General features: G+C 35.2%; 10 protein-coding genes. 8 read left to right on the top strand and 2 right to left on the bottom strand.

From position 1 onward, the window contains the following. Nucleotides 1-25 precede the first annotated feature (25 nt). From rlmN to N0B16_RS06315, 3 genes are all read left to right on the top strand, one after another. On the top strand, nucleotides 26-1,060 hold the full coding sequence (gene rlmN / locus N0B16_RS06325) for a dual-specificity RNA methyltransferase RlmN (RefSeq protein WP_262989887.1): 1,035 nt from the start codon (nucleotides 26-28) through the stop codon (nucleotides 1,058-1,060). A 39-nt stretch (nucleotides 1,061-1,099) separates the two neighbouring features. Continuing rightward, entirely contained in the window at nucleotides 1,100-1,978 is an 879-nt protein-coding gene (locus tag N0B16_RS06320) for a hypothetical protein (RefSeq protein WP_262989886.1), read from the top strand. Between the two features lie 74 nt (nucleotides 1,979-2,052). Next, on the top strand, nucleotides 2,053-3,030 hold the full coding sequence (locus N0B16_RS06315; protein ID WP_262989884.1) for a polyprenyl synthetase family protein: 978 nt from the start codon (nucleotides 2,053-2,055) through the stop codon (nucleotides 3,028-3,030). Here N0B16_RS06315 and N0B16_RS06310 read toward each other — a convergent pair whose 3' ends face one another. Next, nucleotides 3,031-3,324: a hypothetical protein gene (locus tag N0B16_RS06310; RefSeq protein ID WP_262989883.1), complete on the bottom strand. Its 294-nt coding sequence runs from the start codon at nucleotides 3,322-3,324 to the stop codon at nucleotides 3,031-3,033. A gap of 138 nt (nucleotides 3,325-3,462) precedes the next feature. Between N0B16_RS06310 and N0B16_RS06305 the strand changes: the two genes are divergently transcribed. Both N0B16_RS06305 and N0B16_RS06300 read left to right on the top strand, forming a co-directional pair. Beyond that, a complete protein-coding gene (locus N0B16_RS06305; protein WP_262989882.1) occupies nucleotides 3,463-5,895 on the top strand; it encodes an alpha-ketoacid dehydrogenase subunit alpha/beta in 2,433 nt (810 codons plus the stop codon). A gap of 95 nt (nucleotides 5,896-5,990) precedes the next feature. Next, on the top strand, nucleotides 5,991-6,476 hold the full coding sequence (locus N0B16_RS06300) for a toxin-antitoxin system YwqK family antitoxin (RefSeq protein WP_262989880.1): 486 nt from the start codon (nucleotides 5,991-5,993) through the stop codon (nucleotides 6,474-6,476). Between the two features lie 56 nt (nucleotides 6,477-6,532). Here N0B16_RS06300 and N0B16_RS06295 read toward each other — a convergent pair whose 3' ends face one another. Next, nucleotides 6,533-7,735: a C1 family peptidase gene (locus N0B16_RS06295; RefSeq protein WP_262989879.1), complete on the bottom strand. Its 1,203-nt coding sequence runs from the start codon at nucleotides 7,733-7,735 to the stop codon at nucleotides 6,533-6,535. Between the two features lie 175 nt (nucleotides 7,736-7,910). Here N0B16_RS06295 and N0B16_RS06290 point away from each other — a divergent pair, with 175 nt between their 5' ends. The 3 genes from N0B16_RS06290 (at nucleotide 7,911) to N0B16_RS06280 (ending at nucleotide 13,590) form a co-directional block, all read left to right on the top strand. Continuing rightward, entirely contained in the window at nucleotides 7,911-8,429 is a 519-nt protein-coding gene (locus N0B16_RS06290) for an RNA polymerase sigma factor (RefSeq protein WP_262989878.1), read from the top strand. Between the two features lie 12 nt (nucleotides 8,430-8,441). Next, nucleotides 8,442-10,766, top strand: a complete 2,325-nt coding sequence (locus N0B16_RS06285; RefSeq protein WP_262989877.1) for a VWA domain-containing protein — start codon at nucleotides 8,442-8,444, stop codon at nucleotides 10,764-10,766. Between the two features lie 64 nt (nucleotides 10,767-10,830). Then, complete coding sequence (locus N0B16_RS06280; protein WP_262989876.1) at nucleotides 10,831-13,590, top strand: hypothetical protein; 2,760 nt, start codon at nucleotides 10,831-10,833, stop codon at nucleotides 13,588-13,590. Nucleotides 13,591-13,603 lie beyond the last annotated feature (13 nt).

The following is a 13,603-nucleotide window of genomic DNA, read 5'->3' as shown; positions in this document are numbered from 1 at the left end:
CAACCTGACATCTACAAACTTACAAATGAAAGACATCCGTACTTTATCACTCGATCAGCTGAAAGACTATTTTGGGACTTTAGGAGAAAAACCGTTTCGTGCGAAACAGGTTTATGATTGGCTGTGGAGCAAAAACCTCCATTCGATTGAGGAAATGACCAATCTTTCGAAACAGCTTAGGGATAAAATTTCAGAAGAATATACCATCAATCCTGTTTCTGTAGATCAGCTTCAGAAAAGCAGCGACGGAACTATTAAGAACGGGGTAAAACTTCATGATGGCCTTTTGGTAGAATCTGTTTTGATTCCTACCGAAACCAGAACCACCGCCTGTGTTTCTTCGCAGGTAGGATGCTCTTTAAATTGCGAATTCTGCGCAACGGCAAGACTGAAAAGAATGCGGAATCTGGAAGTGGCCGAAATCGTAGATCAGGTTGCCTTGATTGACAGCCAAAGCAAAATGTATTTCAATAGACCGTTGACCAACATTGTTTTTATGGGAATGGGCGAGCCGATGATGAATTATAAAAATGTAGTGGAAGCGATTAGAAAAATTACACAACCGGAAGGTTTGGGGATGTCACCCAGAAGAATTACCGTTTCTACATCAGGAATTCCAAAGATGATCAAAATGTTGGCAGATGATGAGTTACGTGTAAAACTGGCTTTGTCTTTACATTCAGCCATTGAATCCAAACGCAATGAAATTATGCCTTTTTCGGATAAATTTCCGCTTACGGATATTATGGACGCTCTTCAGTACTGGTACAAAAAAACCGGTTCTGTGGTTACTTTTGAATATTGTGTCTGGAAGGGGATTAATGACGGGGATGAAGATATCAAAGCATTAATAAAATTCTGTAAGCAGATTCCTTCTAAAGTCAATCTTATTCAGTACAATCCCATTGGAGATGGAAAATATGATCAATGCAATAAGAAAGCGGAGGAAAACTACGTTCGTCAACTTGAAAATGCAGGAATTACCGTCATGATCAGAAAAAGCCGTGGCGGAGATATTGACGCAGCTTGCGGTCAGTTGGCCAACAAAACAACGGCCTGATTTTTAACAATCAATTTACAAAAGTAGTATTTTTGTAGGATGAATAAGATCATTCTGCTTTTTGTTATTTTCTTTTTTCAAACCGCTTTTTCTCAGCAGGCGGAAATCTTCAAGCTCAAAAAATATAAAAGTGCAGTTCTCAATGATTCTGTTCAGGAAACTTCCGGACTTAATTTTTTTGACGGAAAACTGTACACTTTCAATGACAGCGGAAATCCTGCGGAATTGTTTGAAATTGACAAAAATTCAGGAAAGATTCTCCATGTTTTAAAAATAAATGCCGAGAATAAAGACTGGGAGGCTTTAGCAAATGACGGAGAAAATTTCTATATCGGAGATTTTGGAAATAATGCGGGAACTCGAAAAGATTTAAAAATTTATAAAATTCCTTTTCAAAATCATCGTCTGCAGAACGATCTAATAAAAGTAATCACATTTCATTATCCCGATCAGAAAGATTTCGTTTCAAAAAATATTTCCACAGATTTTGATTTGGAATCAATGGTCTATCTTAATGGAAAAATCCATATTTTCACTAAAGAATGGGCTTCAAAAGCTACCACCCATTACACCATAAATCCTGATGATTTTGAAAATCAGGAGGCCGTAAAAATAGAATCCTATAAAACCGGCTTTGTCGTTACCGATGCTTACTATTACGGTAAGAAGCTCTATATAGTTGGATATACCAAAAAAACTGAAGTATTTTTAGATATTTTCAGCGAAACACAACCGGGAATTTTTTTCAGCAAAAATCCAAGACATTATTATTTAGGAAGTGCGATTTCTGTAGGGCAGATCGAGGGAATCGCGGTGGACGAAAACGGAGTGTATATTTCCGGGGAAAAATTTAATTCTCCAATAAAGAAAACGCAGCCGTATTTTTATTTTATTCCTAAAGATAAACTCAAATTTTAATTATTATTAAAAAAATTGACATAAAAAAATTATCTTTGTGAGAATTATTAATACTCATCCATCATTCTCAGATAGTGGCCAATATTGTAGAAGAAATCAAGCAACCAATCAATGAGGAAATGAAACTTTTCGAGCAGAAGTTTTATGAATCTATGCACAGCAAGGTTGCCTTACTTGATAAAGTTACCCGTTTTATTGTGACCACGAAAGGAAAACAGATGCGTCCGATGTTTGTTTTTCTTTGTGCAAAACTCATTGGAAATGTTAATGAAAAAACGTATCGCGGAGCATCCATGATCGAGCTGATTCATACGGCCACCTTAGTTCATGATGATGTGGTAGATGAAAGTTTTAAAAGACGTAATTTTTTCTCGATCAATGCTTTATGGAAAAATAAAATTGCGGTTTTAGTAGGAGACTTTTTACTTTCAAAAGCCGTATTGCTTTCCACAGACCATAAAGATTATGATTTACTTTCTGTAATTTCCAGAACCATCAGAGAAATGTCTGAAGGCGAGCTTCTACAGCTTGAAAAAGCCAGAAAACTGGATATCACCGAAGAAGTATATTACGAAATCATTCGCCAGAAAACCGCTACGCTCATTGCTGCCTGTTGTGAAATAGGCGCTTTATCAAACGGCGCAGATGAGATTTTAGCCAAGAAAATGCAGGATTTCGGTACCTACACAGGAATGGCTTTCCAGATTAAAGATGATTTATTCGATTACTTAAGTTCAAATGTTATCGGAAAGCCTGTCGGGATTGACATTAAAGAAAAGAAAATGACTCTGCCGCTGATTCACAGTTTAAAAATAGCCGATGAGAAAAAAAGGAGTTATTTCTTTAATACCATCAAGCGTTACAATAATGATCAAAAAAGGGTAAAAGAACTGATCGCTTTTGTCAAAACTTCCGGTGGATTAGAATATGCGATTACCAAGATGAAAGATTTCCAGCAGAAAGCAAAAAACATCCTTGATGAATTTCCGGATTCTGAGGTAAAAAGATCATTGCATATGATGCTTGACTATGTCATCGAAAGAAAATTTTAATTAAATAATTTTCACCGTCACGATGATCACCGCTAAAACAATACAAAATAAAGCGATTAAAAATAAATAATCCGCAATATTCTCAAACTTATTTCCCTGCTTTTCATTCTTCGACCGTATGGCTAAAAAAGAAAAAAAGCAGCTAAACGTAAAAAACAGGCAGGCAATTCCTGCAAACTCATCAAGATGAGTACTCTGACTGATCTTTGAGATTTTCAAAGACGTAATAATTACCAGTGAAAAGCCCAGAAGATTGCTCGACGCATTGAGAATATGGGATGATTTCTTGTTCATATTCCTACAAATTTATTCAAAATAAATCACAATTCTTTTATTATCAAATTTTTAAAAATTATTATCTAAAATTAAAATTAATTTAAAAATTGTATATTAGCAAAATACATCGAAAACTAAATTTTTTTATATTTGGCTATGCAGACAACCTATATCGAAACACAGCAGATTTCCTTTCAAGACTTTAAAAATCAGATACTTGAAGATTATCAATTAGGCAGGATTTCCCGCGAAATGTCTTACTTGGGCAGGAGAGAAGTTCTTACAGGAAAAGCAAAATTCGGGATTTTTGGGGATGGTAAAGAGCTTCCTCAGCTGGCAATGGCAAAAGTATTTAAAAATGGTGATTTCCGTTCCGGATACTACAGAGATCAGACTTTTGCACTGGCTGTAAATGCTTTGTCGGTTGAAAGTTTCTTCGCACAGCTCTATGCTGACACAAGTGTAGAAAGAGAGCCCGCTTCTGCAGGAAGACAGATGAATGGCCACTTTGCCACAAGAAGCTTAAATGAAGACGGAAGCTGGAAAGATCTGATGGCTCAGAAAAACATTTCTTCAGACATTTCTCCGACTGCCGGACAAATGCCGAGATTATTGGGTTTAGCACAGGCTTCAAAAATATATAAATCGGTAACATTCGAAGGCTCTGAAAAGTTTTCAAACCAAGGTAACGAAATCGCATTCGGTACCATTGGTGATGCTTCTACTGCAGAAGGCCATTTCTGGGAAACTTTGAATGCGGCTTGTGCATTACAGGTTCCGATGATTGTTTCGATCTGGGATGATGGTTACGGAATTTCCGTTCCTACCATGAAACAGAGAGCAAAAGCAGATATTTCCGAAATGTTAAGCGGTTTCCAAAGAAAAGAAGGGGAAAATCAGGGTTGTGAGATTATTCAGGTAAAAGCATGGGATTATCCGGCTTTATTGGATGCTTATGCAAGAGCAGAGCATTTTGCCAGAACAGAATCTGTTCCGGTTGTAGTACATGTGATTGAAGTTACGCAACCACAAGGTCACTCTACTTCAGGGTCTCACGAAAGATACAAAAATGAAGAGCGTTTATCGTGGGAAGCAGATTTTGACGGATTAATCAAGTTCCGAGAATGGATCTTAAATTATTCCATAGAAATTGAAGGCAATGAAGAAATTATTGGAACGGTTGAAGAATTAGACGCAATCGATGAAGAAGCGAAGAAAAAAGTAAAAACAGGACAGAAACTGGCGTGGGAAAATTACCAAAAAACGCTTACTGAATTAGCATTTTCCGTATTGCCTTTGGTTGAAAATCTTAAAGCCCAGAATGCTGAAATTGAAACCTATATCAACCAATATACTAAATTGGTCTCTAAAGCGAAGAAAGACGTTTTCCATTTGGTAAGAAAATCTTTATTGGCTACAAGAGGAACCCAGTCTGCAGAAAGAAATCAGTTGATGCAGAAATATAACGAGATTTTTGAGGTTGAAAAAGACCATTATTCTTCTCATTTATATTCTCAGTCTCAGTGGAAAGCTGAAAACGTAAAAGAAATCAAGCCCGTTTATTCCGACAGTTCAGAAGATGTTGACGGAAGAGTAGTGGTGAGAAATAATTTTGATAAAATATTCGAAAAATATCCTCAAACGCTTGTTTTTGGTGAAGATGCCGGAAATATCGGTGATGTTAACCAAGGATTGGAGGGAATGCAGGAGAAATATGGCGAAGTTCGCGTTGCTGATACAGGAATCCGTGAAGCGACCATTCTTGGTCAGGGAATCGGAATGGCAATGAGAGGTTTGCGTCCAATTGCTGAAATTCAGTATTTAGATTATATTTTGTATTGTTTACAGGGAATGAGCGATGATTTGGCGACGGTTCAGTACAGAACAAAAGGCGGTCAAAAAGCTCCGGTAATCATCAGAACAAGAGGTCACAGACTGGAAGGAGTTTGGCATTCAGGTTCGCCAATGGCAGGAATTCTGAACCTTTCAAAAGGGATTTTGGTATTGGTGCCGAGAAACTTAACAAAAGCGGCCGGATTCTACAACACCATGCTTCAAAGCGATGATCCTGCAGTGATTGTGGAATGTTTAAACGGATACCGATTAAAAGAAAAACAACCCGATAATATCGGAGAATTTACAGTTCCTGTAGGGAAAATTGAAGTAACGAAAGAAGGTAAAGATGTTACTCTGGTTACATACGGCTCAACCTGGAGAATTGTAATGGAAGCTGCGGAAGAGCTGGAAAAAGTAGGAATTTCTGCGGAAGTGATTGATGTTCAGTCATTAATTCCATTCGATTTAACCCATGAGATTGCTGAAAGCGTGAAAAAAACCAACCGACTGGTCGTAATTGACGAAGATGTACAAGGCGGAACTTCAGCGTTTATTCTTCAGCAGATTTTAGAAAAACAAAAAGCGTTCAGATACTTAGATTCCGATCCTTTAACGATTGCTGCAAACGATCACAGACCTGCATACGCAAGTGATGGAGATTATTTCAGCAAACCATCTGCAGATGATATGGTGGAAAGAATTTATGCACTATTCAATGAATCCAATCCTCAGAAATATCCTGCGATCTATTAATTGAGATTTTAAATAAATTTGAAACCGCTTTCTTATAGGGAGCGGTTTTATTTTAACTGAATCCTGATGTCATATTTAATTTTACAAAAATATTTATGTTTAAAATAATTTTCACCTTTATTCTTGTAGCTTTAACTTCTACAACGTATTATTCTCAAAATATTAATCTTGATGAATATGAAATATACGTTGGTGATTCCTTAATTGCTAAATCAGATTTTATGAAATTTAGTAAAGATTTGAGTGAGGAAAAACTAAAAAAACTTGAGTTTAAACCCATCACAAATGGAGTTAAAAAAGCCTTTTATTTAAATGGAAAGATATATTCCAACGGAAAAATTGAAAATCTAAAAGAAAATGGGTTTTGGGAATACTGGTATTCAAACGGAAATAAAGCAAGGGAAGGTAATTTTTTGAATGGAAAACCAGATGGAATCCATAAATATTGGTACGAAAATGGAAATCTTAGAGGAATAGGAAGTTGGAAAAACGGAGTTTATGATGGGAAATGGGAAATGTATAATGAAAATGGTTCAGAAAAAACACTTCAGACTTACAAAGATGGAAAACTGGTTCAATAAATACTAAAAGTTATCGTAAAAAAACAGCCTCAAATATTGAGGCTATTTTTATTTAATTACAAACCAATATTCTTACTCGGTTTCAGTTGTTTTCTAATGCTTTTAGGAATAGCATTTTTGTGAACTAAAATCGCTGTTGATTTATATTCTACATAAGGTTTGGTCACATACAGGTATCCATCAAAATCATTGGTTACACCCCAGGAATTTTTCACCATATAATATTCTTTTCCGGTTTGATCTTTTGCCAGTCCTACGATGTGCATTCCGTGATCGTCGGTGGTAGAAAGGTTATTTAATGCCTGTTGACGCATATCTTCCGTGATCGTTTTATCTTTTTTCGGCTGAGAAAATAAATCTTTTTTAACGTCATCATTCATTTGATTCAGATCTACATCCGGAACATAGGCAACACCGTTTTTATACGAAAAGTAAGGCTCCGAAACATCGGTTGCCCATCCTACAGAATATCCTTTATCAACAGCATAATCAATTATGCTTACTATATTCTTAACAGGTACATTCCAGTCAGAATCGTGGCTCCAGTTATCAGGAATGGGCACGACAAACTTTTGGTAATACGGGTAATCTTTATACGAAGACAGTTCTACATAATCTTGCGCATCAATACCTACCACTTCTTTGGCAAATGTTTTCGGGGTATAAGATTTTCCTTCATACGTAAAATTAGCAGGAACTTTTCCCAGATATTCATCCAAAATAGCATCGACAGAAGCCATCCAGTAATCGGTAAGTTTACTTTTTGCAGCCGCCTGAACCAGACTGTCCAAAACAGGTTTTAATTTCCCCTGCATTTCAGAAAAATTATTGAGTGTCTGACCCGTTTTTAAGCCAGTATATACTTCCTGAGGAACTGCACCGTACTTGGTGTACATATTGATTACATCATGCAATTCTCCGCCATCGCCCCAACTGATGGCGCCGTTATTCAAAACATATAGTTTTGCTTTGTCATGGTAAGAGTTTCTAGCAGTGAAAATTTCTGCCAGATCAACAGGTTTTTTTCCCATTCTCTGCATTTCAGATTCCAGGAAAGAATTCCCGGAATAACTCCAGCAAGTTCCTGAAGAGCCTTGGTTTTTCACCGAAGTTACACCTACATCCTTTATGGTCGTAAACTGAAAATTAGCATTTTGAGATTGGTTGTTTTTTAATTTATTGATGAGGTCATCCTGAGCAAACATCATACTTCCTGCACATAAAACAAAAAGTATCGATGCAAATTTTTTATTTTTCATTGTAATATAATTCTGATTAAGTAGTCGGAAATGATCGGCGTACGTTACAAAATGAATAATTAAAAAAAGATTAAAACTTTTAGCTGTCGTAATTTTTTAGGTTATTTTTAGAAAATTTTTAAATGCTTCCAACCATCTTGAAACTTCCCGCATCTATAAGAGTATAATCCTGACTATGGAAAAAGAATTATTATTGCAATGCCTACAAAAAGATCGAAATGCCCAGCGGAAGGTATATGAAAAAATGGCGAGAAAATTACATATAGTCTGCAAACGCTATGTGAATAATGATGAAGATATAGAAGAAGTTTTGGCCGATTCTTTTTACAGGATTTTCACAAAACTGGATCAGCTGAAAGATCACGAAATTTTCGAAGCGTGGGCGAGAAAAATAACCGTTAATGAATGTCTGCAGAAATTAAGAAGTATGAAAGCGCTGAATATTTCTATTGAAGAAGATTGGGTAGAGTCTAAAGGGATCCCTACAGACAGCATTTCATTTGAAAAAGATATTTTAAAGCTGCTTAATTTTCTTCCTGAAGGCTGCAGAACTATTTTCAATCTGTTTGCCATTGAAGGGTATCCTCACAAAGAAATTGCCGCGATGCTTTCGATAACTGAAGGGACTTCAAAATCTCAACTCAATTTCGCAAGAAAAAAACTGCAAGAACTTCTGGTAAATCACAACATTTAAACTTTTTACATAATGGAAAATAATCACGATATAGATAAAAAATTCAATGATGCTTCTCAATCTGCAGAAGAACCTGCGACTTTTCCGGCTTTTGATCAAGTTTGGGCAAGAGTAGAAGAGAAGTTAGACAAAAAAGTAGATAAAAACAGAACAATTCCTTTTTGGTTTCCGTACGGAATTGCTGCAAGTTTAATGATTGGTTTGGGAGCCTTTTATTTTGTTAATAAAAAAGAAGTTGTTGATATTTCAAAACCTAATCTGGTAAAGAATAATATTTCATCTGAAGTGAATCATGTGGGAAAAATAAACAACTCTGTAAAACCTAATATTGAAAAGGAAATTGCCGTTGTACATCCTAAAAAAGTAAACGAATCTTTAGTTTATTCAAATAGGGTACCTGAACCTTTAAAAGGAAAAATTATTTATATTCCGCTGCCAAGAAACTACGCAGTTGCAAGTGAACCAAACGATATGGAACCCGATTATGATGGAGTTTTAGACAAGGATGATACACCTCAAGATGTTAAAGAAGTTGTAGTATTGGGTTATAATAAATCTTATGAACGAGCTAGTAGCACATCTTCATCATCAACGGTAAGCGGACATCTTTTAGCAAATAATTCCAAATCTGACGCAATAAATTCTTTACGAGGAGTAGCTTCGGGATTAAAAGTGGATTCCGGTTTTGATGCTTTGGATACTTCCAAAATTGTTATAAGAGGAGTACGTTCATTGAGTACAGATTCAGCACCATTATTTGTTATTGATGGAACTGTAGCAGGAAAAAACAGTAAGGTATTAAATGCCATAGATCCTAAAAAAATTAAAGACGTAAAAATACTTAAAGATTTTGAGGCGACATCACTTTATGGCAGTCAAGCTGTAAACGGGGTTGTTTTGGTTACTACGAAAGGCTTATCAAAATTAGAAAAACACAAAATTAAAAAAGTAGCATCCGAAAAGGTTGAAGAATTAATAATTAAACCAAAAGAAGAAGGAGAAAAAGAACTTCCGAAAGCAGGATTACTGACAGCTGGGGAAGTGAATGATTTTTCAAAATGGGATTATTGGAAAGATATTGCAATTCCGACACTTGACCAATATAAAAATACATGGAAATTTTTTCCTGATAGAAGAGTTTCAGTACAGTTAGTCAATAAAAACAGAAAACCTGTGATTGGTGAAAAAGTAACGTTGTTAAACGACAAAAAAGAAGTGATTTGGGAATCTGTTTCTGATAATTTAGGAAATGCAGAATTATGGATCAATCCGCTGAATGAAAAAATGTCAACATCAGGAAAATTTCATCTAATTGATAATTCAGGACAAATCATAAGCACGAACACCAGAGAATTTAAGGATGGACAGAATATTATCATTTTAGATAAGCCATGTCTTACAAAAAGAGCTTTAGACATTGCTTTTGTGGTAGATGCGACCGGGTCTATGGACGACGAGATTTCTTATCTGCAGTCTGAGCTTCTAGATGTTCTGAAAAATGTGGAAAGTCAGTTAAAAAATACAGACATCCGTTATGGTTCGGTATTTTACAGAGATCAAGGTGATGAATATGTAACCCGAAAATTTGACTTTTCCGACAAAGCAGAAAGTTTAATCAACTTTATTAAAAAACAAGATGCCGGTGGAGGTGGAGACACACCGGAAGCGGTTGTTGAAGCATTGCAGGTTTCCATTGATGAACTAAAATGGAGCCGTGAAAATTCAACGAAAATCATGTTTGTGATTTTGGACGCACCGCCCCATCAATCAGAAGAAAATATCAAGAAATTATTTGAAAAAATAAAACAGGCAGCAAAAAAAGGAATTACCATTATTCCTGTGGCGGCAAGTGATACCGACAAGCAAACCGAATATCTGATGAGAACTTTTGCTCTGCTAACCAACGGAACCTATACGTTTCTTACCAATGACAGTGGAATCGGGAACGATCACATAAAACCGACGATTGATTCTTATGAAGTGGAAAAACTGAATAATCTTTTGTTAAGATTAATTCTTCAGAGAGCAACACTTTCGCTATGTAATGATGGAATTTCAAACGATCATCTCAATAAAAAACTAGAAACTGAAATTGATAATCAATTGGATTCTAAAATTACGGTTTTTCCGAATCCTACAAAAGGGCTGATCAATATTAAAACCATAAAAATGATCGATGAGCTTTTTATTTATGATCTTGCCGGAAAAATTATTATGAAAAAAGAAAAATTAACGAATCAAAAAATCATTGATATAACGGCTTATCCTCAAAGTATTTATCTCCTAAGAATAAGATGTGGCGATCAATGGGAAACATTTAAGGTGATTAAAAATTAAGAGATAAAAAGAAATTTCTCAGGAGATTTCTTTTTTTTCTCTATTTTTAGAAATATTATTACAAATGAAGAAAATTTATTGCTTGTTACTGTTTTTTGCAATTCAGTCTTTGTTTTCGCAGAATTCTCAGCTCTATTATTCAGGAAGATTTTTTAATGAAAAGAAAAAGCCTCAGAACTTCCTGAAGGTATATAACAAAAACTCCGGTGTTTATGAGCTTACAGATGAAAAAGGATTTGCCATTCTAGCTGCCAAAAACTATGATACGTTGGTTTGGAATAACGGAAAAAATATTTTAGTGGTTTCTGGGGTAAGAGAACTAAAATCTATTTTGAAAAGTGAGATTGAAGAAGACCATGTAAAAAATATTTACACTAATGATTATGACAGTATAATCGCAGATCCAACTACAGATCGTTTTAGTATTGAAAAATACGATACAGTCAAAAAAAATTCAGATCGTTATTTTTCTTCGGTCAGAAAACTCAAGCTCAAAAAAAATGCTTTATACAAAATAAAAGCTCAGCCTAAAAAATATCTCACTTTCAACGGGAGTTTCACCAGTTCGTTTGATATAAAAAGCAGAAACCGGCTTCCTGCTCTTCAAAACAGTTATGTACAGGGAAGGGCAGAAAGTGGATCTTTAGTATGGAGAGGCCCGGAAACCGATGAAATATTCAGTTTCGGACCGGATATCTCTACTTTAAAATTTGATAATCAGCCATATGAATACGATCAGAACGGCAGATTGGTGAATTTCTCAAACGGACGAAGTCCCGCAAATGCTTATGATAACCAACTATTTAAAACTACCGTTGGCTACAGCAATTATCTTACGATAAATGCGGCTATTAAAAAAAATAATGAAGATCAGTTTCGTCTTTCCTTAGACTTTGGCCAGCAGAAAGATCAGACCTATTTCATAGACCAATATGAAATTCTGAATACAGTCAAGGTAAAAATAAATGCTAAAATATTACAGTTTTCAGTAAATGGCGGTTTCAATAATGAACAAAATAAAGCTACAAATACCAACCGAACCGGGCTTTTCAATCGGGCTTATCAGAATTCGATGCTTACGCCGGTTTCGTTTTCAAATATACAGAATGCATATTTAGGAAATGGTTCTCAACGCAGGTACAGTCGGTTTGCAGATAATCCTGGGTTTTTGCTGGATCAGGATCAAAAATATAATTATTATGACAGCAGACGACAGTTCAATTTTGATTTGGGAAGAAAATGGGATGATTTTAAATTTAATGTAAGCCAGTCCTACGATCATGAAAATTTTTCAAATACAGATCAGTACAAATTTTCAACATATGGCTTTGAAAATGGTTTTATCAATAAAAGGACTCAAAAAAACCAGCTGTTTAACTTAAATATTTTGATGTTTTATGAGTTGGGAGATTATGATTTTAAAAATATTTTCAGCTTAAATCATATTTTAAATGACCGAATGGTAAATGTAAATCACAGCGCAGGCAGAAATTATGTTTATCAGAGAACAGCACAGGATTATATTTTTGATTATAAAATGGAAATCGAAGATTACCACGATTTTCGGATAGGAGTAAATCTTGGAAATTCATTTTATGTTTCGAATACCTCGCTTGAAAATATATACTGGCTCCCAAAAGCCAATGCTTATTTCACTTTTTTAGATCTGTTTGGCTGGTACGGCACAGAACTACAGTTATTAGGAGCATACACCCATCTCAGCGCAGAACCTGAAATTACAAAGTCATATTCTCCTTTTACCACAACACTATTTTCAGCACAGAATGCTTATCAGTATATTCCGCTGAAAGAAGTGGAAAGCTTTAAAAATCTTTCAAATATCAATATTAAAGAATGGAAAACAGGCTTTAAATTCAATTACAATTATAAAATAAGCCTTACTGCAGAGTACTTCAACAGAAGAATATTCGATGATGTATTTCCTGTTTTTGAAGGGAATAATCTGCTTCTGAAAAATCTTGCCGATCATACGTACAGCGGTTACGAACTTAATTTCAATTATGATAAGATCCGTTTGGGATATGACTTTAGAATCAGTAATAAAGCATCTTTTTTTAAATATAAAGATATTGTAGGCAGACTACATTCCGGGAATAACGATCTTAAAATATCAGGATTTAATGATATTTATAAAACTTTATCAGAGGGTCAGGTTATAGGTGCAGTGATGGGAAGTTATTATGAAAGAGATGCTTCCGGAAAGTTAATCATTGATGAAGCTGGATATCCTGAAAAAGCTGCAGGTTTAAAAATTATTGCAGACCCGACACCGGATTTTGTAATGAAGTTCACACACAGTCTTAACTATAAAATGTTTTCTTTAGATATCAGTTGGGAATGGAAAAAAGGCGGTCAGATTTGGAATGGGACTCAGGCTGCGCTAGATTATTACGGACGTTCTCAGACTTCCGGTGATCAGAGAAATATTAAAAACTATGTTTTTGAAGGCATGAATTCTAATGGAAATATCAATCAGACCCCAGTAGATTTCTATAATCCTAGCCAGACAGTCACAGAAAACCGATGGTCGAGGTACGGATATTTGGGAGTGGCGGAAGATTATGTGCAAAACTCTGATTATATAAAAATCAATGATATTTCTTTAACGGCAAAATTCAATCTCGGAGATTTTCAGAGAGCTTTGGGGGTAACTTTATATGTCAGTAACATTTTTCTTTGGCAGGCAAATAATGGTGCAGATTCTAATCAGAATTTCTATGATTTTGACAACAGCAGAGGCCTTGATTTTTTTAATCTGCCATCTTTCAAAACTTTTGGTTGTTCAGTTTCTTTTAAATTTTAAATGATGAAGTCTA

This window comes from Chryseobacterium gilvum, assembly GCF_025628965.1.
Lineage (GTDB): Bacteria > Bacteroidota > Bacteroidia > Flavobacteriales > Weeksellaceae > Chryseobacterium > Chryseobacterium gilvum.
This window is presented reverse-complemented; position numbering and strand designations above follow the sequence as displayed.

Bases quoted from the DNA above. Each gene is read 5' to 3' on its own strand.
- N0B16_RS06280 (WP_262989876.1), top strand. From the start codon at position 10,831: ATGAAGAAAATTTATTGCTTGTTACTGTTTTTTGCAATTCAGTCTTTG.
- N0B16_RS06305 (WP_262989882.1), top strand. From the start codon at position 3,463: ATGCAGACAACCTATATCGAAACACAGCAGATTTCCTTTCAAGACTTT.
- N0B16_RS06320 (WP_262989886.1), top strand. From the start codon at position 1,100: ATGAATAAGATCATTCTGCTTTTTGTTATTTTCTTTTTTCAAACCGCT.
- N0B16_RS06290 (WP_262989878.1), top strand. From the start codon at position 7,911: ATGGAAAAAGAATTATTATTGCAATGCCTACAAAAAGATCGAAATGCC.
- N0B16_RS06300 (WP_262989880.1), top strand. From the start codon at position 5,991: ATGTTTAAAATAATTTTCACCTTTATTCTTGTAGCTTTAACTTCTACA.
- N0B16_RS06295 (WP_262989879.1), bottom strand. From the start codon at position 7,735: ATGAAAAATAAAAAATTTGCATCGATACTTTTTGTTTTATGTGCAGGA.
- N0B16_RS06285 (WP_262989877.1), top strand. From the start codon at position 8,442: ATGGAAAATAATCACGATATAGATAAAAAATTCAATGATGCTTCTCAA.
- N0B16_RS06310 (WP_262989883.1), bottom strand. From the start codon at position 3,324: ATGAACAAGAAATCATCCCATATTCTCAATGCGTCGAGCAATCTTCTG.
- rlmN (WP_262989887.1), top strand. From the start codon at position 26: ATGAAAGACATCCGTACTTTATCACTCGATCAGCTGAAAGACTATTTT.